The 20647-nt window shown below is 55.3% G+C and carries 16 protein-coding genes; 4 read left to right on the top strand and 12 right to left on the bottom strand.

What is annotated here, in order from left to right; all coding sequences use genetic code 11:
- Positions 1 to 209: 209 nt before the first annotated feature.
- The 3 genes from KYK14_RS16860 to recA form a co-directional block, all read right to left on the bottom strand.
- The gene (locus KYK14_RS16860) at positions 210 to 908 is read right to left on the bottom strand and encodes a response regulator (RefSeq protein ID WP_185284345.1); all 699 of its coding nucleotides are present in this window, start codon (positions 906 to 908) and stop codon (positions 210 to 212) included.
- A gap of 214 nt (positions 909 to 1122) precedes the next feature.
- A complete protein-coding gene (locus KYK14_RS16855) occupies positions 1123 to 1920 on the bottom strand; it encodes a DUF3108 domain-containing protein (protein WP_246601900.1) in 798 nt (265 codons plus the stop codon).
- 224 nt (positions 1921 to 2144) lie between these two features.
- Complete coding sequence (gene recA, locus KYK14_RS16850) at positions 2145 to 3239, bottom strand: recombinase RecA (RefSeq protein WP_219160454.1); 1095 nt, start codon at positions 3237 to 3239, stop codon at positions 2145 to 2147.
- A 350-nt stretch (positions 3240 to 3589) separates the two neighbouring features.
- Between recA and KYK14_RS16845 the strand changes: the two genes are divergently transcribed.
- A complete protein-coding gene (locus tag KYK14_RS16845; protein ID WP_219160452.1) occupies positions 3590 to 4606 on the top strand; it encodes a hypothetical protein in 1017 nt (338 codons plus the stop codon).
- 3 nt (positions 4607 to 4609) lie between these two features.
- Here the strand turns inward: KYK14_RS16845 and KYK14_RS16840 are convergent, their stop codons facing one another.
- The gene (locus KYK14_RS16840; protein ID WP_219160450.1) at positions 4610 to 5203 is read right to left on the bottom strand and encodes a GNAT family N-acetyltransferase; all 594 of its coding nucleotides are present in this window, start codon (positions 5201 to 5203) and stop codon (positions 4610 to 4612) included.
- Positions 5204 to 5368: 165 nt separating this feature from the next.
- Here KYK14_RS16840 and KYK14_RS16835 point away from each other — a divergent pair, with 165 nt between their 5' ends.
- Positions 5369 to 6259 carry an SDR family NAD(P)-dependent oxidoreductase gene (locus tag KYK14_RS16835; protein ID WP_219160449.1) on the top strand — a complete coding sequence of 297 codons (891 nt, stop codon included), beginning with the start codon at positions 5369 to 5371 and terminating at the stop codon, positions 6257 to 6259.
- 135 nt (positions 6260 to 6394) lie between these two features.
- On the opposite strand, the gene KYK14_RS16830 is transcribed toward KYK14_RS16835, so the two are convergent.
- From KYK14_RS16830 to guaB, 8 genes are all read right to left on the bottom strand, one after another.
- Complete coding sequence (locus KYK14_RS16830) at positions 6395 to 6814, bottom strand: hypothetical protein (RefSeq protein ID WP_185281280.1); 420 nt, start codon at positions 6812 to 6814, stop codon at positions 6395 to 6397.
- 91 nt (positions 6815 to 6905) lie between these two features.
- A complete protein-coding gene (locus KYK14_RS16825; protein WP_219160447.1) occupies positions 6906 to 7868 on the bottom strand; it encodes an AAA family ATPase in 963 nt (320 codons plus the stop codon).
- Positions 7869 to 7995: 127 nt separating this feature from the next.
- Positions 7996 to 9384: a peptidylprolyl isomerase gene (locus tag KYK14_RS16820; RefSeq protein WP_246601899.1), complete on the bottom strand. Its 1389-nt coding sequence runs from the start codon at positions 9382 to 9384 to the stop codon at positions 7996 to 7998.
- 277 nt (positions 9385 to 9661) lie between these two features.
- Complete coding sequence (locus tag KYK14_RS16815) at positions 9662 to 11959, bottom strand: peptidylprolyl isomerase (protein WP_219160445.1); 2298 nt, start codon at positions 11957 to 11959, stop codon at positions 9662 to 9664.
- 167 nt (positions 11960 to 12126) lie between these two features.
- A complete protein-coding gene (locus KYK14_RS16810; protein WP_185281277.1) occupies positions 12127 to 12540 on the bottom strand; it encodes an ATP-binding protein in 414 nt (137 codons plus the stop codon).
- A 27-nt stretch (positions 12541 to 12567) separates the two neighbouring features.
- Complete coding sequence (locus KYK14_RS16805; protein WP_185281276.1) at positions 12568 to 12897, bottom strand: STAS domain-containing protein; 330 nt, start codon at positions 12895 to 12897, stop codon at positions 12568 to 12570.
- Between the two features lie 14 nt (positions 12898 to 12911).
- The gene (locus KYK14_RS16800; RefSeq protein ID WP_208308909.1) at positions 12912 to 15008 is read right to left on the bottom strand and encodes a GAF domain-containing SpoIIE family protein phosphatase; all 2097 of its coding nucleotides are present in this window, start codon (positions 15006 to 15008) and stop codon (positions 12912 to 12914) included.
- 343 nt (positions 15009 to 15351) lie between these two features.
- Positions 15352 to 16824 (bottom strand): IMP dehydrogenase, encoded by a 1473-nt coding sequence (gene guaB, locus KYK14_RS16795; protein ID WP_219160443.1) that lies wholly within the window; start codon positions 16822 to 16824, stop codon positions 15352 to 15354.
- A gap of 186 nt (positions 16825 to 17010) precedes the next feature.
- Between guaB and galB the strand changes: the two genes are divergently transcribed.
- Positions 17011 to 19494: a beta-galactosidase GalB gene (gene galB / locus KYK14_RS16790; protein ID WP_219160441.1), complete on the top strand. Its 2484-nt coding sequence runs from the start codon at positions 17011 to 17013 to the stop codon at positions 19492 to 19494.
- A 114-nt stretch (positions 19495 to 19608) separates the two neighbouring features.
- Positions 19609 to 20457, top strand: coding sequence for an oxidoreductase (locus tag KYK14_RS16785; protein WP_219160439.1), 849 nt, complete (start codon positions 19609 to 19611; stop codon positions 20455 to 20457).
- The last annotated feature ends 190 nt before the right edge of the window (positions 20458 to 20647 follow it).

Raw genomic sequence — 20647 nt, 5'->3', positions numbered from 1 at the left:
AGTACGTGAGGACAGATTGAGTTTCAAAGGAAAAGATATAGGGTAGGTAGTGGTTGAAAATGGGTCATGCTGAGCGCGGCGCACCGGAGGCAAAGCATCTGTACTTAAGATAATAATTCCTGTGACTTGAACTACTATCAAGAAAGATGCTCCGACTCCGCTACGCTGCGCTCAGCATGACGTTCTAGCAAAAGGCTTTGCGGGAAGCGCTAATCAGCGTTGAACTTGTACCCTACCCCTTTAATGGTTTGAATATGGTGGTCGCCTACCTTCTCGCGCACTTTACGCACGTGCACATCCACGGTGCGGGCCAGCACAAATACGTCGTTACCCCAAATATTCTGGAGAAGTTCGTCGCGGTTGAACACTTTGTGGGGCGAAGCAGCCAGGAACGCCAGCAACTCAAATTCCTTCTTAGGCAGAATGATTTTGCGACCATCCTGGTACACGGCAAAGCCCGTGCGGTCAATAGTCAGGCCGTTGATTTCGATGGTGGCGCTAACCTGCTGCGGATCCTGGTCGCGGCGCACGAAGGCAGCCAGACGGCTCATGAGGGCACGCGGCTTGATGGGCTTGTTGATGAAGTCATCGGCGCCGGCCTCAAAGGCAGCCACTTCCGAAAACTCCTCGGCGCGAGCTGTCAGGAAGATAATATAGGCATCCTTGAAGCGCGGCTGCTCGCGTAGTTGGCGGCATGCGGCGATGCCATCCAGGTGGGGCATCATGACGTCGAGCAGGATAATGTCAGGGCCAAAATCGGTGGCGATTTCCAGCGCTTGGCGGCCATCAGCGGCCGAAGCTACTTCGTACCCTTCTTTGCGTAGGTTGTACTCCAGTAGCTCAACAATGTCTGGGTCGTCGTCAACAACGAGAATGCGATAGGCGTTGGAAGCAGAAGTAGCGTGCACAGGGCGAGGCGGTTTGGGGTAGAACAGAACGCGGGCCGACAGGCCAACGCGGCGGTGGGAGGTAGGAGGAGAAAGGACGTTTTTGCGGGCTGGCAGTGTCTTAACCGTTGATGCCAAGGGAGGGGAGCATTAAAAAGTGAAACAGACTCGACGGGCCGTTTGCGCCGCCGAGCTACAAAAAAAGCGACCCCAACGGAGTCGCTTTTCCTTACAATCAATTAGAGGCCACTAAGTTCAATCGATTTTTGAGGCCTTGGTATTTATACATATCCACTTTCACAGAGCCAACAAACATTTCGGCCTGAATCAGAACCGGAATTTTATTGCGGTCATCGGAGAGGTACACCGAAATGGCGTTTTCGCCGCGGAAGAGTTTGTTGCTGGGCATCTTGGGCACCAGCCGAAGCGCCCGCACAATGCCTGCTTTGGTTTCCACCGTTTCGCGCCCTTTGTAGATAACGTCCATGCTAAACACTTCGTCGTCGAAAAAGCCCTGCACCCGGATAACCTCACCGGGTCGGTGCTGGTCAAAATTAATAGTTCGCAGGAAATAAACCCCGCTCACAATATCCTGCACATTGCTTGGCACCTTAAAGGTACCGCGTTTTACATCATTCTTGTCTTTTTTATACGATTCAACGGAAGCTACGGCGCGGGTATGGTCGAAGTCCACGGTTTCGCGCTTGCGGTAGTGGTTTTCCTCGATGTTGCGGAAAAAGCGCTGCGGCCGGATGGAAGCCGTGTCGATGTAGGAGCGCCAGGTGTCCCGAATGCGCAGGAAAAAATCGAAGGAACCCAGCGTGCGGCCCGTAACGGTAGCCTGGTAGCACGGCCGGTTGTTTACGCGGTGGATATTGTCGGCTACCTCAATAGTGGCCTCGGCGGCGTTAATCAGACCATAGTGTACCTTGTAGCTGAGCACTTCGCCATGAGTGAAGCTGCTATTGGATACGATACGGGTAGCCTCCGTTGGTTGAAAAGCCGAAAGGCCTACACCAGCGAAAAGAAGCAAACAAACGTAGTAAAACCAGCGACGGGACATACGGAACGGCGGGGTTGTTTCAGCTGGTGCGTATCCAAAAGCAGTGCCAGCAAAGCTACACAACATACGAACGCGCCGCCAGCTTAGTACACCTGAGCTTGAGGAGCATAGTAGTAAAATGCGGCAGAATACGAAAAAGCCCCATAACCAGCGGCTATGGGGCTTTGCAATTCAAGCTAGTGTAGGAACAATACCTACTCGGCCAGTACTTCGTCGTCCTCGTCCACCGTGCGGTCTTCGGGGATGGCAGCCAGAGCGGCTTCAGGCTCGCCCTTCACCATCTGGCGGATTTTGGCTTCGATTTCGTTGGCCAGCTCCTCGTTGTCGTGCAGGATGGTTTTCACGCCTTCGCGGCCCTGACCGAGACGGTCACCGTTGTAGGAGAACCACGAGCCCGACTTGGCGATGATGCCCATATCTACGCCTAGGTCCAGAATCTCACCGATTTTGGAGATGCCTTCGCCATAGATAATATCGAACTCAATCACCTTGAAAGGTGGTGCTACCTTGTTCTTCACCACCTTCACCTTGGTGCGGTTACCGGTAATGTTGTCTTTGTCTTCCTTGATCTGACCGATACGACGGATATCAAGGCGCACAGAAGCGTAGAATTTCAGAGCGTTACCACCAGTGGTGGTTTCGGGATTACCGAACATCACGCCGATTTTCTCACGCAGCTGGTTGATGAAAATGCAGCAGCAGCCGGTTTTGTTGATGGTGCCGGTGAGTTTCCGCAGAGCCTGCGACATCAGACGCGCGTGCAGACCCATTTTCGAGTCGCCCATGTCGCCTTCCAGTTCACCTTTAGGCACCAGAGCAGCTACGGAGTCAATTACAATAATGTCGATAGCGCCGGAGGAAATCAACTGGTCGGCAATTTCCAGGGCTTGTTCGCCATTGTCGGGCTGGGCGATGAGCAGGTTTTCGGTGTCGATGCCTAGCTTTTCGGCGTAGCCTTTGTCAAAGGCGTGCTCGGCGTCGATGAAAGCCGCGATGCCGCCTTTCTTCTGTGCCTCCGCAATGCAGTGCATCGTGAGGGTAGTCTTACCCGACGATTCAGGACCGTAAATCTCAACAATACGACCTTTGGGCAGGCCGCCAATGCCTAGTGCAATATCCAAGCCCAGGGAGCCAGTGCTGATAGCCGGAATGTCGACAACTTTATTGTCGCTGAGCTTCATCACGGTGCCTTTGCCGAACGACTTGTCCAGCTTTTCCATCGTGAGTTGCAGGGCCTTTCTTTTTTCAGCGGCCGGATCGGCGACGACTTTCTCTGTGGTTGCAGCCATGTGAGGGTAGGTTATAAAAAGTACTTACGTTTGGTGAAAATTATGCTTTTTCCGGCTGCCCAGCAAGCTCAGCGCTGCACGGTGAAACCCGTGACGGCGCTCATTTGGGGCAGCTTTTTCTAACACCCGACCCTGGCTTTTCGTGCCGTTGTGCCGATAAATATATGAGAAATTATTTACTAAATATATTAGCCGTTGGCGGTCTGCTAGTTAGCACGCATGCGGCGCAAGCGCAGCTAGATAATCGGGCATTCACAAATACTGAACCAGGCAAAAAAAGCGAGTTTACTTTCAATCAGCAGGCTTCTTCTAGCGAAGAAGAAAACACTGCCGGCGACCTGCGATTATCCGTGCGCTCCTTCACGTTTTTCAAGGATAACGAGTATTTCAACCGCATTATCGAGGGATATACGCTATTCGGCACGCAGTTGAACCCACAACTCGTGTATTATCCCACGGCCAATTTGCGGCTGGAAGGCGGCGTGTTTTTGTGGAAAGACTTTGGTAACGCCCGGCTGCGACAGGTGCGGCCTACTTTTCGGGCTACTTATACCAAGGGCAACAGCGAGTTTATTTTTGGAAACATCCGGCCGCATTTGAACCACGGCTACATCGAGCCGCTGTTCAATTTTGAGCGCGTAATCCTAAAACCGTTGGAGGAAGGATTGCAGTATCGCTATGTTTCTGATAGGGTAGGACTGGACGTGTGGGTGGACTGGCAACGGCAGCAGTATCGGTACAGCAATTATCAGGAAGAAATTGCGGGAGGCCTCAGTGGTTCGGTGCGCCTCACCGGCGCTAGTAGCCCCGTGACGGTGTCCCTACCTCTGCAATTCACCGCCACCCACTGGGGCGGGCAAATCGACACCATCGACCGGCCGTTGCAGACGCTGTTCAACGTAGCTACAGGGGTAGAGGCGCGTTATCAGCTTCCTACCCACCCTACCACGGCATTTCGGGTGCAGGCCTACGGCACAGGCTATTACGACAAGTCGTTTGCCTACCAGCTACCCTACCGGCGCGGTAACGGCCTCTACCTCAATGCCACTGCCGAGACGCGCTACCTGAACCTGATGCTGAGTTACTGGCAGGGCCAGCGGTTTCTATCGCCGCTGGGTGGCGATTTGTACCAGTCGGCTTCCCGCTCAGTGGGCAGCCCAACGTATATCGAGCCGCACCGTCGTATTCTGATTTTGCGCTTGATGCGGGATTTTTCGTTGGGCGAAGCGGCGGCTATTACCGTGCGCGTAGAGCCAGTGCATGATTTCAAGGAAAAAAAGACAGACTTCGCGGCGGGTATTTATTTGAATTTCCGGCAGGAATGGCTGCTGGGCAATATCAGCCGCCGCGAACGGGTAGGCAAGTAGCAACTACCGGGTAGGAGCAGTAGCCCGAGATAAGCTATAGTATAAAATCTCTCCCTCCGCATCGTGCTTGCGCAAAGGCCACAGCCGTGTGCGGGTAGGCAACTGCCGAAATCCTGCCGCCTGGGCCACGGCGCAGCTACGCGAGTTGTTTGCCCGGCACCGAATGGAAAAAGTACCCACTTGCAGGTCGTCGAAGCCAAACTGCACGGCAGCGGCCAGGGCCTCGCGGGCGTACCCGTGGCCCTCGGCCGACTGGGCAAGGTAGTAGCCAATTTCGGCGGTGCGGGTGCGGCCCGTTTGCGGGCGCAGGCTGATATCACCCAGGTAAGCAGCGGTGGCCGTATGCCAGATACCGAGCACATACAGCCGGTCGGAGTGCCAGTCGCTCAGGAAAGTGGTTAGTACACGGGCCGCATCAGTAGAAGTGGTGGTAGCAGCTACGCGGGCCGGGAAAGCAGGGCGCAGGCGGTTACGCTCCTGGTCGAGCAGCGCAAAAAAGTCCGCTTCGTCGGTAGGAGCATACGGGCGGAGCGTGAGACGCGCAGTGGTGACCGTAGTGAGGGGTGGCGCAACAAACAGCGTGGCAGCAACAGGCATACAAGGAAGTAAAACGCTGATGAGCTTACGTAAAAGCAGGCAATGGGATGACAAAATGTTTTGCCCGACTACCTTAACCTCGCGTAGAGTAGGGCGTTTCTAGAAAGGCAAATAACTCATTTATACACCTGCTGGTAGCAGTGCTTATCAGCTTTATTTACGGACATGACAGGAAGACTTGCAGGCAAAGTGGCCATTATAACGGGCGGTGGCGCTGGTATTGGTGAAGCCATTGCTAAAAAATTTGCGAAAGAAGGTGCTGCTGTGGTGGTAGCAGGCTTTGCGGAAGATCCAGTGTGCGAGGTAGCGGAAGAGATTATTCGCACCGGTGGCCGTGCCATTACCTTTACCGGCGACTTATCGAACCCTCAAACGGCAGAGGCCTGCGTGCAGGCAGCGCTGGCAGAGTATCAGGAGCTACACATCCTGGTAAACAACGCCGGAGTGTTTCCGGCTACGTCTACCATCGATAAGTACTCAACGGAAGCGTTTGAGTACATGATCAAAAACAACATCTACTCAAACTTTATGATGACCCGGGCTGCTATTCCGCACCTGCAAAAAACGCGGGGCAATATTGTGTCGGCAGGCTCGGAGGCGGGACACATGGGCGAGCCGCAGAACACGCCCTACGGCGGTACTAAGGGCTTCATACACGCCTTCCAGAAGGGCGTAGCCGTGGAGCAGGCCAAATTTGGGGTGCGCTCCAACATTGTAGGTCCCGGCCCCATCGACACCGCCTGGACACACAAAGAAACCGGCCCGATGGATGCTAAAATGGAAAAGCTCACCGTACAAGGCGTGCCCATGGGTCGGCGCGGCACCACCGAGGAGGTAGCCAACGTGTATGCTTTCCTGGCATCAGATGAGGCTAGCTACGTTACCGGCGCCATTTATTTCGTAGATGGCGGCGTTACCGTCTCTAAAGGCCCCCACGGCGACGAGGTGCCTAGCGACTTGGCTAAGGAACCTATCGGTGTCCTACCCGTCGAACATACCAAAGATGGCAACACCGAAGTGCGTCCGCAAGACGCAGCTAGCATGGTTACGGATTAACACTGATTTTAGCAGATTTCACGGATTTTGTAGCCGATTGACGCTCACAGTTTCTTAAAGCAAAAAGGCTTGCCATTGGCAAGCCTTTTTGCTTTTGTGTCTTATCGAATTGAGTCTTTACAAAGACAATCCTTACTAATCCGCAATTTTGTATTGTGCGGGGCTGCCCAGGGCGTGCTGCGTGCGCATGATGTTCACTTGGCGGGCGGCTTCGTTGAAGTATTCCAGCCGGCGAATCAGCATTTCTTTGAGCAGCACACGGCCCTCGGGCGTGGCCATGTAAGCCTTTTTATCTTCCAGAAGGCGACGCATGGTGGCTTCCGTCTGGTCTTCGTGCTGCATATACTGCTGCTGAAACTCGGCTAGGCGGCCTACCCCGTCAGTAGTAAGGCGGTATTGCGTGCCACCCTGATTCAGCACTTCGCAGAGCACGTATACTTCCAACGGGAGAGAGGTAGCCAGCGCCGTAGTGCGCAGATCGAGACCCGCAGCCAGGGCATCTAGAATAATATTGACGTTACGCTCGAACTGCTGGTAGTACGCAGAAACTTCCATGGTAGAAGTATTGAATGGTAAATGGTGGCTGTTGAGAATTGGCCTATAATCAGAGCTTAGCTGACCACTGATGCCCTAAACACCAACAATGCTACAGAATTTCCTTGATGATTTGCTCGATACTGATGCCTTCGGCTTCGGCTTTGAAGTTGCGCACCAAACGGTGGCGCAGGATGGGTAGGGCCACCGCCTGCACATCCTCGATATCGGGCGAGTATTTTCCGTTGAGCAAGGCATTACACTTAGCACCCACAATCAGGTGCTGCGAAGCACGTGGACCGGCGCCCCACTCCAGTAGCTGATTCACACGGGCTGCGGCGCGGCTGGTATTCGGGCGGGTCTTGTGCACCAGACTCACAGCGTATTCCACCACGTTATCGGCCACGGGTACGCGGCGCACAAGCTGCTGATAGGCTTGGATTTCACTGGCGTGTAGTACCTTGCTTACGGTAGCTTTCCGGTCGCTGGTGGTATTTTTCACTACCTGCAACTCTTCCTCGTAGCTAGGGTAGCCCAACTCGATGTTAAACATGAAACGGTCAAGCTGCGCCTCAGGTAGGGGGTAGGTGCCTTCCTGTTCAATCGGGTTTTGGGTAGCTAGCACGAAGAACGGACGGTCGAGGACGTAACGCTTGCCGGCCACCGTCACGGCGTATTCCTGCATGCTTTCCAGCAACGCCGCCTGGGTCTTAGGCGGCGTGCGGTTGATTTCGTCAGCCAGCACAATGTTGGCGAAAATTGGACCCTGCACGAAATGAAAATCCCGCTGCTGGTTCATTGTTTCCGAACCTACAATGTCGGAGGGCATCAGGTCGGGCGTGAACTGGATGCGGTTGAACGACAGGTCCAGCGACTCAGCAATGGTATGAATGAGCAGCGTTTTGGCGAGACCCGGCACGCCCACCAAGAGGCAGTGACCCTGGGCAAACACGGCAGTCAGCACCAGCCGCACCACCTCATCCTGCCCAATAATTACCTTACCGATTTCCTGCCGCAGCTTGTGGTACGATTGTGCCAGCGCATCGGCGGCTTCTTTATCGGAGGCGAAAGGCATAGGTCGATTTGCTGATGTAGGGATTATGGATAGGCTGAGCTTTGCTTGGTATACTGATGCTTGATGCGCTACTATGCCGAGTATATACTTCAATCAGCACGTTAACGCATCAGGCATTCACGCATCACTATAGCGTTCTTTGCAGCAGCCGGCACTCGTCGTACTGTGGGTCTACGTCGATAAAGACGGTGGTGCGGTTCTTCTCAAACCACTCGTCTAGTGCCTTATTTTTCTTTTCATTGAGAGCAGCCTGCGCAATTTTCTGGTAGTCGTCGCGGAGGTTAGCTTGGTGAGGCGGCGTGTTCGACTTCAGCCAGATCAGGCGCATGGCGTCCTTGCCATCTTCGGTGCGGTAGGGTAGGGGCTGCGAAATACTACCTACCTTCATCGTATCAATGGTGAAGAAGATAGCGGGGTCAATTTTATCCAACGGGATATAAGTGCTGGCGTTCTGTTGGTTCTGGATCAGGCCGCCGCTGGTGCTAGTGGCTTTATCGTCTGATTCATCTTTGGCAGCTTTGGCAAATGTAAGGCTGTCGGCTAGAATACGGGTGCGTAACTTGTTTAGCTGCACCGCTGCCACGCTCACGTCCTTCGAGCCGGTTTCGGGCTTCAACAAAATGTGGCGTGTGCTGTATGTTTCGCCCTTGCGCTCAATTAACTGAATGAGGTGAAAGCCGAACTGCGATTCCACCACCGGCGACAACTGCCCTGGCTCCATGCGCAAGGCGGCCGCTTCGTACTCAGGTACTAGCTCCTTGCGCTTGAAAAAGCCCAGATAACCTCCCTGCACCGCCGAGCCAGGATCTTGCGAATACTGCTTGGCTAGCTCCTCGAAACTCTCGCCGCCCTGGATGCGGGCACGCAGATCATTTAGCTTGGCCATAGCTTCCTGCTTGGCCTTGTCGTTCACTTGGGCCAGTTTCACAATCTGCCCTACCTCTACCTCAGTAGAGAAATAAGGTAGGCTGTCTTTGGGAATGCGGTTGAAATACTGCTTCACCTCGCGGGGCGTCACAGTTACTTTGCCCACAATCCGCTCCTGCATTTCCTGTTGCGTTAGCTGGTCTTTCACCTGTTGGCGCAGGTCGTCCTTGAGAGCTTTCAGGGGCTTGTTGTAATACTCTTCCAGCTTTTTCTCAGAGCCAATTTGCTGCACGAAGTAGGCCATACGGCGATTCAACTCGCCGTTGACCTTGGCCTCTTCTACCACTACCGAGTCGGTTTCGGCCTTGGCTAGCATCAGCTTGTTCATCACAATCTGTTGCAGGATTTTGCAGCGCAAGTCAAGCGGTAAGGCCTTACCCTCGGCGCGGGCTTCTTCCTGCGCATATACTATATCCAGATCTGATTTCAGAATAATCTGGTTGTCCACCTTTACGATAATACCATCCACTATCGTGCGACCTACTGGTCGGCCGATGCCTAATTGGGCCGAAGCAGAGGTGACGATGCCCGTCAGTAAACCGAGGCTAAGCAGCGCTACGCGCATCGGCAAACGAAAAAAATAAGTCATGCAGCAAAAAAATAGGTCCGGTGTTGGCACCTGCCGGTCGGACAGCACTACCCAGCAACGCAAAAAGCAGCGCGTAAATTTCAACATAAATCACGGATTTTTTGGATGAAAGCGGATTTTGTGAGCGGAGTAGGGTAGCACCTCACGGCTGTGCCAGCGCATTTGGGCTACCCTACTTGCTGCGGATACCGCAAAGACCTATTAGCGTTGCATACGCTAGCCCCAACGTCCTCTACAAAATTCGTGAAATCCGTTAAAACCTGCGCTCATCCGAAGTCTATTTGGTCACCAGCTTATCGACTTCCGATTGGTTGAGCTGCACCGGATATTGCGTCCGCAACTGCTCAATCCACTGTTGCTCCAGGTAATTCTGGTAGTCAGAAGTGGCTTGGCCGCGGGCTTCGCTCAGCTTCTTGGGGCCGGCCGGTAGTTGTTCTTTGATGATAACGGAGTAGTAGCGGCCATCTAACTGCACGGGATAGGTGCCAGGACCGCGCTGCGCTACTTGGTCCACGGCTTTGCTGTCGCCCTGTTGGAACGTGCGCTGCTGAATCTTTACCCCCAATGGGTTTTTCTGATTGAGGATAGCTTCCAGCATAGCGGGGTTGTTGCTGCTTTGAGCAAACGCAACAGTTGCTGTCGCTGGTTTTGAATTGGCTGTGGCACGTAGGCGGCTGGCAGGCACTTCCCGGGAGGTGAGGTATGCAACGACTTTCTCAGCGCGCCGCCGAGCTAGCGCGGGTTTTTCACCGCGCTTTATATGACCCATTACTTCAGTGGCTACCAAGGTAGTATCCGTCAGTAGCTGATCAGCTAATTGGTTGAGGCTTGCCTGAGCTATTGAAGTTAGCTCTGCCGAGCCGACTTTAAAATCAACCGCTTTCGGCAGCTTGTCAGTCATTACCTGGTAGCGGCCTACTTGTAGCGACTGCTGAGCGTCTTCCAGCACCTCCGGCGATGCAGCGTTGATAACCGTTGCCTGCACGCGCGGTGCCCACTGGTAGTCCTGCTGGTGCTCGGTGAAGAACTTCTGTAGTCCTACCGAGTCGTCGATAGCCTTGGACCATACTTTCTCGTCCATCAGCTGGAACAGCAGAATACCGTCACGGTATTCTTTCACCAGCATGCGGTAGTCCTCGTACTTGCTTTCCAGGTTGTCGCGCTCGTAGTTGGTCAGGCTCTGGTCTACGTACTGGTCGTAGAGCACCTGCATGGCGTGCTGGGGCTCATCGCCGGGGCGGGGGCGCTGACTTTGCTCCACGTAGGCCAGGAAGTCGGTGGCGGGGTAGGCTTTGCCATTGATGGTGAATAGGGTAGGGTTAGCAGCTGGCTTACCTTTTCCCTTCGTTACGGGCATGCTCACGTGTTTGAAGCGGCCATTCACCAAGGCTGTATCAGCCTTTGCAAAAGCGTATTCTTTTCCAGCCTTGTTCTCGTCAAACTTATTCTCAGTTTTCACACGCTTCAAGAAAGCCGCGTGGTTCAACTCGGAGCGCGAGTCTTTGGCTACCTTGCTCTTGAGGGTAGGCTGCATGGCTTCAAACGAAGGCACCGGCATTTTCTCAATCAGCTTGATAACGTGCCAGCCGTAAGGCGTTTGCACGGGGCGCGACAGGTCGCCTGGCTTCTGCAATTTGAAGGCAACCTCCTCGAAGCTCGGAATCATGCGGCCCGCGCCAAAGGCGGGAATCTCGCCACCGTTGGGTGCCGAGCCGGCGTCTTCCGAAAACTGCGCTACCAGCTTGTCCCAGTTCTCGCCGCGTTGCAAGCGGCTATACAACTCGTCAATTTTCTTTTTGGCCGTGGCCGAATCGGCGGCGGGCATGTTGGGCGTGGCCCGAATCATGAGGTGGGCTACCTTGATTTCGCCCTGCGCCGTCCGGGTGTCGTTCACCTTGATGAGGTGGTAGCCAAAGCGCGTGCGCACCGGCTCCGATACCTGCCCTACCGGCGTTTTGTATGCCGCCGACTCGAAGGGGTACACCATCTGCATTGAGGTGAAGTACCCCAGACGGCCACCGTTTTCGCGGGCCGAGGGGTCTTCCGAAGTCTGACGGGCCACTGTTTCAAAGTCCTCGCCGCCGCTGGTCACGCGCTGGCGCAGGGCCTGCGTTTTCTGGTAAGCGGCCAGTGTATCCTTGGGCGCGGCATCGGGTGCTACCCTGATGAGGATGTGCGACGCGTTGATTTCCTTGCTCAGGCGGTCGTAGGCCTCGCGCACGAGCTGGTCGGTGACGCTTTTCTCGGTGAGGTAGGGCTGGGCCAGCTGTTGCCGGTAGCCATCCAACTCACGCCGGAACGCCTGGGTGGTATCCAGGCCGCGCTGCTCTGCATCGAGTACCTTCAGCTTGAAGTTGGTGTACAGCTTCAGATACTCATCCACACCCGCACGGGTACCAAAATCGGGGGCTGTGCTGTTGTTTTTGCGGTATACGTAGGCAAACTCCGAGGCGGGTACCGGGTGCGTTCCCAGCGTTTCAACAACGGGTTGTTTGGTTGCCGACGTGGTTTTGGTAGACTGGCAGCCGGCCAGTAGTGCTAAGGCAGCGCCGGCGTACAGAATGCGTTTAGGCATAAAAGCAATAAATCTAAAACAGACACCCTACGCCATTGCGCAGGAAAGGACCGATGCAATTTTACGGATTTTTTCCTGCCCAGCCCGTGGAGGGCAGCACCCGCGGGCGCAAAACAAAAGGCACCCCGCGAAAGGTGCCTTCTTATGCTAAACTCGACTGTTTTTCTTCAGGAAACGCGCTTGTGCAGCCGGCAAACGTTGTATGTACCGGAGGTAGTGAACTCCACACTGTCCATAATCCGGTTGACCAGTGCCATGCCTACCCCGCCTTTCTTGCCCAGGCGCACATGCTCATTCATGTCCGGCTCGCGGAACGTAGAAGGCCGGTAAGATATCGGGCTACTGTCCTCAATAGAAATATCCACAGCATGGTTTACGAAGTTGATACTCAGGCACAACGAGCGGGATTCATCTTCCCCATTGGCATGAATAATCAGATTTGCTACTACCTCGTCGACAGCCAGTATAATCTGGTTGAGCTGTAATTCCGACAAGTTGTAGGTAGCCAGATAGTCGTTCACGAAGTCGCGCACAACCTTCAGGTTTTCTCTACTACAACTAATGCGGATATCTTTTTTCATGAAAGCAGCGTCCGTCGACAAAACGAGTTAAATAGCAACGGCTTCTGCCTGTGTGGGTACAATCGTCATCAGCGAGTCGAGGCCCAGAATTTCGAATACGTTATGCACTTTTTCCTGCATGTTGTAGAAAATGAGCTTCACGTTGGCATCTTGCAGCCGTTGCAAGTGGGATATAAAAACGCCCAGCCCCGCCGAAGAGATATAATTGAGTCGTTGGCAGTCGATTAATATTTTTTGATAGTCCAGAACTTCCGATTTCGACAGCTCCGTATCCAGAATCACAGACGAGCTAGCGTCCAGCTCACCGTCGAGATTCAGGGTGAGCGATGTATCAGTGGCTTGTTGCGTTATTTTCATGCCTCGGCTCTACGTTAGGAGTGCGGATCAGGTTGAACAGCTTTGAATTTAATCACCAGCAACGTCTGATCGTCGTGCACGGGCTGACCATAGCTGAACTCAGCTAAGTCGCTCAAAATATGTTGTTTAATCTCCTCCGCTTCCAGGTAGTATGTGCGCTCCAGTACGCGCTGTAACCGTTCCTCCCCATATTCCTCCTTATTCTCCCCACGCGCCTCCACGATACCATCCGTATATACTACCATTACGTCGCCGGGGTTGTAATCGTAGAACTGATTTTTGATGTGTTTCTCGTAGGAGTCGTTGCGAATAATACCCAGGCCCAAGCCCGCCGTGCGGAAGTAGGAAACCTCTTCCTTGATGGAGTGATAATAGAGCGTGTGGCAGTGGCCAGCGCGCGCAAATACAAATCCACCGTGCTCATAATCAATAATATAGAGCGAAGCAGTGATAAAAGATGACTTTTCCAGGCAGTGGATCAGGGCGGTGTTGGCCTGAGACATGAAACGGCTGGGCACCGGGAATTTTTCCCGGTCGTTGCGAGCCAGAGGGTTTTCCTGCATCAGCGCGTGGAAGATACCCTTCATCTGCGCCACGTGAAAGGCCGCCGTGACGCCCTTTCCCGATACGTCGCCTACCAAAATGGCTAGGCGCCTACCTGGCAGGTGTAAGAAGTCGTAAAAGTCGCCGCCTACCTCTTTGGCTGCCAAGGCAAAGGAGCTGATTTCAAACCAGTTGTCGGTAGGTAGGGTCTTCGGAATCAGGCTGTCCTGTACGGCCGAGGCAATCTTTAGCTCCTCTTGTACCCGCTCGTTTTCAATAGACGCCTGGAGCAGTTGCAGGTTTTCGATACTGAGTACCGTTTGACTGGTGAAAGTTTGTAGGATGCCCAGATTCTCGCGGTCGAAGCCGTGGCGCTGGTCCTTCAGCATATACAGGGAGCCATAGCGGCGCTTGGTAGAGCGCAACGGCATCACAATCATAGACGAAAACGGCAGCTTCAGGCTACGAAAGCCGCTGCTATTGTCCAGATCGTTGTTGAGATACTCAATGTGGCCTAGGTTGTAATCGGTGAGCAGGCTGTGAATGGCAGCGCTTTGCTCCTGCTCAATATTGAAATATTTGCCTGAGTAGCCATCTGTGGGGGTATCCAGGGTCAACCAAGCGGCATCGGCGCCCACCGTTTGCACTGCCGAGTCGAACAAGGTGCTGTAGATTTCTTTTTCGGTTTGGCCTTTCTGGATCAGCTGCGTGAGGCGTTGCAGGCTCAGGATTTCCTCGCGTTTCTGCTCAAACACACCCGCTGTAGGCAGGTTGAAAAACGTGACCAGTAGCCCTACCAGCGAATAGAACGCGGCGAAGAAAACGGTGAGCATCAAAAACGCGTGCTGGGGCGCGGGCGCTACCAGCTTGGGGTCGTGCTCGATGCGCAGGAAGTACACTACAAACACCCCCATGCACAGCAGCAAGCCTGCCTGCAACAGCACCACTTCCCATTTCTGGCGACGGTTGAGGTAGGCTACCCACTTCTGGTTGCCGCTGAGGTAGATGCCAAACAAAGCCAAGCCACCCATCACGGGGTAGGCAAGCAGGCCCGTGGGCGCCCAGTTCAGTAGACGAAACAACAGTGTACCGCCCAATAACAGCTCAAACCACAGCCACTCGCGCCGCAAGTGGGTAGGCGCCCGAAACAGGACCAACGACCGCCATGTGTAGTTGGTACTGGCCAGAAAGACGATGAACAGCGCTAGGTTAATGGTATAGATAACCGCGAAAAAGACCCGGTCATTGGTAGGCGCTTCGGCCTGAATGAAGCGCTCCAGCAGGTGCAATCCCACACAAACGCTGGCCAGGATGCCGGGCCCCAACAACAGCCGCCGCAGCAGCCCCGTGAAATCGGTGCCGCGGAGCGGGTCGGGACGATTGCGTTGGTAGAGAAACACGCCCGCTGCAAAAAGCGCCTGCGACACCAGCGTGAGCCAGGGCGCCGGGCGCCCTAACTGGGTAGCCAGCTCTGGGCTGGCGGTCAGGAGCGTGCAGTACAGCAGCACCAACCAACTCAGAATAGTGAGGGGTAGGATGACAGCTTGCAGCTTCTGGCGAAGAGACATACAGTGAAAACAAGGTAGAACTACGCCGTGCGCCGCAGCGGAGTGGCAATAGCGAAAGGGCCGACAAGATACGCAGCGCGCCGAAATCAGACGCGCGACGTTATCGGACTGCTAAAATAATGAGCGATTTGCTAGCGCAAGTATAGATGCTATATCGCGAAAGTGGAAGCTCAACCGCAAGAGTGCAATTGGCAGGTGGTAGACACTTGCAATACAACGTTATTTCGACCAGCGGGAGAAATCTCGCGTGCTCCCACTAATTTTCTGATGATTGAATTAGTACGGCACGCGAGATTTCTCCCGCTGGTCGAAATAATGTTGTAACGCAGCGTACTGCTTTTGCTTACCGGCTGCTATAGTTCGGTGCTTCGCGGGTGATCTGCACGTCGTGGGGGTGCGACTCGCGTAGGCCTGCGCCCGTGATGCGGGTGAAGCGAGCCTGTTGCAGAGTAGCAATATCGGGGGCACCGCAGTAGCCCATACCGGCCCGCAGGCCACCGGCCAGCTGGTAGAGCACCTCGGCGGCCAGGCCTTTGTAGGGCACGCGGCCCACAATGCCCTCGGGCACCAGCTTTTTCACGTCGGCCTCGGCATCCTGGAAGTAACGGTCTTTCGAGCCGTCTTCCATGGCTTCTACTGAGCCCATGCCGCGGTAGCTCTTGTACTTACGGCCTTCAAACAACGTCACTTCGCCGGGAGCTTCCTCAGTGCCAGCTAGCAAGGAGCCTACCATGATGGTAGAGGCGCCAGCTGCCAGGGCCTTCACTACATCACCCGAAAACTTAATGCCACCGTCGGCAATCAGCGGGACGCCGGTGCCTTCCAGGCCGCGGGCCGCTTCCAATACTGCTGAGAGCTGCGGCACGCCAATACCGGCAATAATGCGGGTGGTGCAGATGGAGCCGGGACCTACGCCTACCTTCACGGCATCGGCACCAGCATCGGCCAGGGCGCGGGCACCTTCAGCAGTAGCCACGTTGCCAGCAATGACTTCGAGGGTAGGAAACTGCTGCTTGATGTTGCGCACGGCGTCCAACACGCCTTTGCTGTGGCCGTGGGCGGTGTCCACGCTTACCACGTCTACGCCGGCTTCTACCAGGGCCGCAATGCGGTCCAGCAAATCAGCCGTAACACCCACGGCGGCGCCTACCCGCAGGCGGCCGAACTCATCTTTGCAAGCGTTAGGCGAACGGCGGCGCTTGCGAATGTCGCGGTAGGTAATCAAGCCCACCAGCTTGCCGTCCTTGTCTACCACGGGCAGCTTCTCCACTTTTGAATCCTGGAGGATTTCTTCGGCAATACTGAGGGCAGTGCCGGCGGCGGCCGTTACGAGACTTTCGCGGGTCATTACCTCTGATACCGGGCGACTCATGTCTTTCTCGAAGCGCAGGTCGCGGTTGGTGAGGATGCCTTTAAGACGGCGCTGGTCGTCCACAATCGGAATACCGCCAATCTTGTTGTCGCGCATCATCTGCTTGGCATCGCCCAGGGTAGCGGTGTCCTCCAGCGTGAAGGGGTCGAGGATGATTCCGCTTTCCGAGCGTTTCACGCGGCGCACCAGTTCGGCCTGCGCTTTGATGCTCATATTTTTGTGCACCATGCCAATACCGCCTTCCTGGGCCATGGCAACGGCCATGTCGGCTTCAGTAACGGTGTCCATCGCCGCCGAAACAAAGGGCAGGTTTAGGCGAATGTTGCGGGTGAGCTGGGAGCTGGTGTCGGCGTCGCGGGGCAGTACTTCGGAGTAGGCCGGAAGTAGCAGGACGTCATCGTAGGTGAGGGCCTCGAAGGCAATTTTGGCAGCGTAGTCGGCCATGGCAACAAGAAGGTTAGGTGCTACTTATTGCCGGACAAAGCTACGACGAAAAGTTGGCTTGCGTGTTATCAAACTATGAAAGATGCCCTGCAAATCCATTCTAACAAGAGGCATTGGTGCAAACGGACCGCCCGATTTCCCCTACCTTGCGCTACGCAAACGTTTGTCTAAACTGACTTAGTCTCTATGCCCCGTTTTCATTACCCCGCTTTCGCAGCGGGTTTTCTGTTGCTGTTTGCCTCTGCGTCCGTCCCTGGCTTTGCCCAAAACCACCAAGACTACCTACTCACCGACAATTGGAAATTCACAAAGGGTGACTTTCCCGAGGCCGCTACTCCGTCTTTCCGCGATGCGAAGTGGCAAACCGTGCGCGTGCCGCACGACTGGGCCATCTACGGCCCGTTTGGCGCCGACAACGACAAGCAGCAGGTGAAGATTGAGCAGAACAAGGAGGAGCAGGCCACGGTAAAAACCGGCCGTACGGGCGGCCTGCCCTTTGTGGGGGTAGGGTGGTACCGTCGCCAACTGGAGGTGCCGGGCTTTGGGGCCGGCAAGCGGGCGGTGCTACTGTTTGATGGGGCAATGAGCAATGCCCAGGTATTCATAAACGGCAAGGAGGTTGGCCGCTGGCCTTATGGCTACAACTCGTTCTATTTCGACATCACCGACTACCTGCAAACTGGTGGCAACAACACGCTGGCCGTGCGCCTGGAAAATCAGCCGGAGTCGTCGCGCTGGTACCCAGGGGCGGGGCTGTACCGCAACGTGCACCTTATCGTGAGCAACGACGTGCACATTCCGGTGTGGGGCACCTACCTCACCACGCCCGAAATCAACACGGAGTTTGCCAAAGTCAAGCTGAAAACCAAGGTAGAAACGCCGGGCAACACCTTCCAGCCGCTGCGCCTGGAAACCGAAGTGCGCGACGCCACCGGGCAGGTGGTGGCTACTACCTCGTCTACCCTGGCGGCCACTGACCAGCAGGAGTTCGAACAAAACTTGGTGGTGAAAGCGCCTAAGCTCTGGTCGCCGGAAACGCCTACCCTCTACACGGCTACCTCCAAGCTGTATGCGGGCGATGTGCTGAAGGACGAATACAAGACGCCGTTTGGCATTCGGTCATTTAAGTTTGAGGCTGGCAAAGGCTTTTCCCTGAACGGGCAGCCGCGCAAGTTTAAGGGCGTGTGCAACCACCACGACCTGGGCCCACTGGGCACAGCCGTAAACGCGGCCGCCCTGCGCCGGCAGCTGGTGCTGCTGAAAGATTTGGGCTGCGATGCCATCCGGACCACCCACAACATGCCCGCGCCGGAGCTGGTACGGCTCTGCGACGAAATGGGCTTCATGCTAATGGTGGAGTCCTTCGACGAATGGAAGACGCCGAAGGTGAAGAACGGCTACAGCCAGTATTTTGATGAGTGGGCCGAGAAGGACCTTGTGAATATGGTGCACCAATACCGCAGCAACCCTTCGGTGATTATGTGGAGCATCGGCAACGAGGTGCCCGACCAGAGCGCGCCCGGCGGCAACAAGATTGCCAAGCGTCTGCAAGACATTGTGCACCGCGAGGACCCTACCCGCCCCGTCACGGCCGGCATGGACCGCATCGACGACGCCATCAAAAACAACTTTGCCTCGGTACTTGATGTGCCGGGCTTCAACTATAAGCCTCATCGCTACCCCGAGGCCAACAGTAAGCTGCCGCAAGGCTACCTGCTGGGCTCCGAAACTGCTTCTACCGTTAGCTCGCGGGGCGAGTACAAGTTTCCGGTGGAGCTGGCGAAACAGAAGAAATACCCCGATAACCAGTCGTCCTCTTACGATGTGGAATACTGCGTGTGGTCGCAGATTCCGGACATCGAGTTTGCCGCCCAGGACACGCTACCCTATGTGGCCGGTGAGTTTGTGTGGACGGGCTTCGACTACCTGGGCGAGCCCACGCCCTACGACGAGTCGTGGCCTTCGCACAGCTCCTACTTCGGTATTCTGGACCTAGCGGGCATGCCCAAAGACCGGTACTATCTCTACCGCGCCCGCTGGAACACTCAAGCGCCTACCCTGCACGTGCTGCCGCACTGGACTTGGCCTGGCCGCGAAGGCCAGACCACGCCCGTGTATTGCTACACCAATTCGCCCTCGGCCGAGCTATTTGTGAACGGCAAGAGCATGGGCCGCCAAACCAAATCCAATACCGCCGACCTGCGCACCCGCAACCGCTTGATATGGAACGACGTGCAGTACCAGCCCGGCAGCATCAAAGTGGTAGCCTACGATGCCCAGGGCAAAGCCATAGCCGAAGAAACCGTACGCACCGCCGGCAAACCCCACCACATCCGCCTAGTAGCCGACCGTACCCAGCTCACCGCCGACGGCCAGGACCAGGCCTACATCACCGCCCGGGTAGAGGATGCCCAGGGCAACCTCTGCCCCGATGACACCGAGCAGTTACGCTTCAAGGTAAGCGGCGCGGGCAGCTTCCGGGCCATCGGTAACGGCGACCCTACCTCGCTGGAGTCGTTTCAGGCGCCGCAGATGCACGCGTTTCATGGGCAGCTGGTAGCCATTGTGCAGACTACCGGCAAGCCCGGCGCCGTGCGCGTGCAGGCAACTGGTAAAGGATTGAAGAATGGGGAAGTGACGTTGCAGACGTCCGCGGAGAAAGTGCGGTAGTTGGTTTTTTTAACGGGGCCCGGCCCAACCTTCTGCTGGGCTTTGGAGTTGAAAAGTCAGTCGGGCGCGATACAATAGCGTCTAGCTGACTTTTTACTTATAACTCCACCCCTCATGGCAACTACAAAAAACTGGTTTATAACCGGCGTTAGCACCGGCTTTGGTGCGTCGCTAGCCGATTTGCTCCTCGAAAAAGGTGATAAAGTAGCCGCTACCTTCCGCAAACAGGAACAAGTAGACGAATTCACGAAGAAAGCCGGCGAGCAAGGCCTGGGCGTACTGTGCGACGTGTCGGACGAGGCGCAGGTGCAGCAGGCCATCCAGCAGTCCATCGACGCGCTGGGCCACATAGATGTCGTAGTGAACAACGCAGGCTACGGCTCACTGGGCAGCATCGAAGAAATTGATGACAAAGAAGTACAGCGCCAATTCGACGTGAACGTGTTTGGTCCGCTGCGCGTGCTGCGCGCCGTGCTGCCCCACCTGCGCGAGCAGAAAAGCGGCCACGTGCTCAATATTACCAGCGTAGGCGGTTTGAAAACCTTCCCGGGGGTAGGTATCTACAACGCGTCAAAATTTGCGCTCGAAGCTATTGGCGAAAGCCTGGCCCAGCAAGTGAAACCGCTTGGTATCAAAGTTACCAATATTGAGCCCAGCGGCTTTCGTACAGAGTGGGCCGGTGGCTCAGCTACCTACGTGGATACCAACATTGAGGACTACCGCTCTACGGTAGGCGAAAACCTGAAAGGCATTCAGAGCTACAGTGGTAAGCAGCCCGGCGACCCCGACCGCGCCGCGCAAATCATGTACGATTTGGTGCGTGAGGAAAACCCACCCCTGCACCTACCCATTGGTAAGGCCGCTGTAAAAGGTGCCCGCGAGAAATTCACCCAGCTTGTGCAAGAGCTCGAAGGAGTAGCCGAGTTGGGTAACTCTGCTGATTTCCCTGAAAGTGCGCAATAGCGGTACATGTAAGTAAGCAGGCTGAAAATCGCCTGTCATCCTGAGCTTGCGAAAGACCTTCTCACGTCAGAACGATAGTCACAATAACGACTCGTTTTAGCGTGATAAGATCCTTCGCAAGCTCAGGATGACAGGCGATTTTACGTTCAATACTTAACACTCAAACTCAACACTTCATAATAGCCCATTC

Source organism: Hymenobacter profundi (assembly GCF_019334315.1).
GTDB classification, from domain to species: Bacteria; Bacteroidota; Bacteroidia; order Cytophagales; family Hymenobacteraceae; genus Hymenobacter; species Hymenobacter profundi.
The sequence above is the reverse complement of the archived record's forward strand: the minus strand, read 5'-3'. Positions and strand labels throughout refer to the sequence as shown.

Bases quoted from the DNA above. Each gene is read 5' to 3' on its own strand.
- recA (WP_219160454.1), bottom strand. From the start codon at position 3,239: ATGGCTGCAACCACAGAGAAAGTCGTCGCCGATCCGGCCGCTGAAAAA.
- KYK14_RS16840 (WP_219160450.1), bottom strand. From the start codon at position 5,203: ATGCCTGTTGCTGCCACGCTGTTTGTTGCGCCACCCCTCACTACGGTC.
- KYK14_RS16835 (WP_219160449.1), top strand. From the start codon at position 5,369: ATGACAGGAAGACTTGCAGGCAAAGTGGCCATTATAACGGGCGGTGGC.
- KYK14_RS16830 (WP_185281280.1), bottom strand. From the start codon at position 6,814: ATGGAAGTTTCTGCGTACTACCAGCAGTTCGAGCGTAACGTCAATATT.
- KYK14_RS16825 (WP_219160447.1), bottom strand. From the start codon at position 7,868: ATGCCTTTCGCCTCCGATAAAGAAGCCGCCGATGCGCTGGCACAATCG.
- KYK14_RS16820 (WP_246601899.1), bottom strand. From the start codon at position 9,384: ATGACTTATTTTTTTCGTTTGCCGATGCGCGTAGCGCTGCTTAGCCTC.
- KYK14_RS16815 (WP_219160445.1), bottom strand. From the start codon at position 11,959: ATGCCTAAACGCATTCTGTACGCCGGCGCTGCCTTAGCACTACTGGCC.
- KYK14_RS16810 (WP_185281277.1), bottom strand. From the start codon at position 12,540: ATGAAAAAAGATATCCGCATTAGTTGTAGTAGAGAAAACCTGAAGGTT.
- KYK14_RS16805 (WP_185281276.1), bottom strand. From the start codon at position 12,897: ATGAAAATAACGCAACAAGCCACTGATACATCGCTCACCCTGAATCTC.
- KYK14_RS16800 (WP_208308909.1), bottom strand. From the start codon at position 15,008: ATGTCTCTTCGCCAGAAGCTGCAAGCTGTCATCCTACCCCTCACTATT.
- guaB (WP_219160443.1), bottom strand. From the start codon at position 16,824: ATGGCCGACTACGCTGCCAAAATTGCCTTCGAGGCCCTCACCTACGAT.
- galB (WP_219160441.1), top strand. From the start codon at position 17,011: ATGCCCCGTTTTCATTACCCCGCTTTCGCAGCGGGTTTTCTGTTGCTG.
- KYK14_RS16785 (WP_219160439.1), top strand. From the start codon at position 19,609: ATGGCAACTACAAAAAACTGGTTTATAACCGGCGTTAGCACCGGCTTT.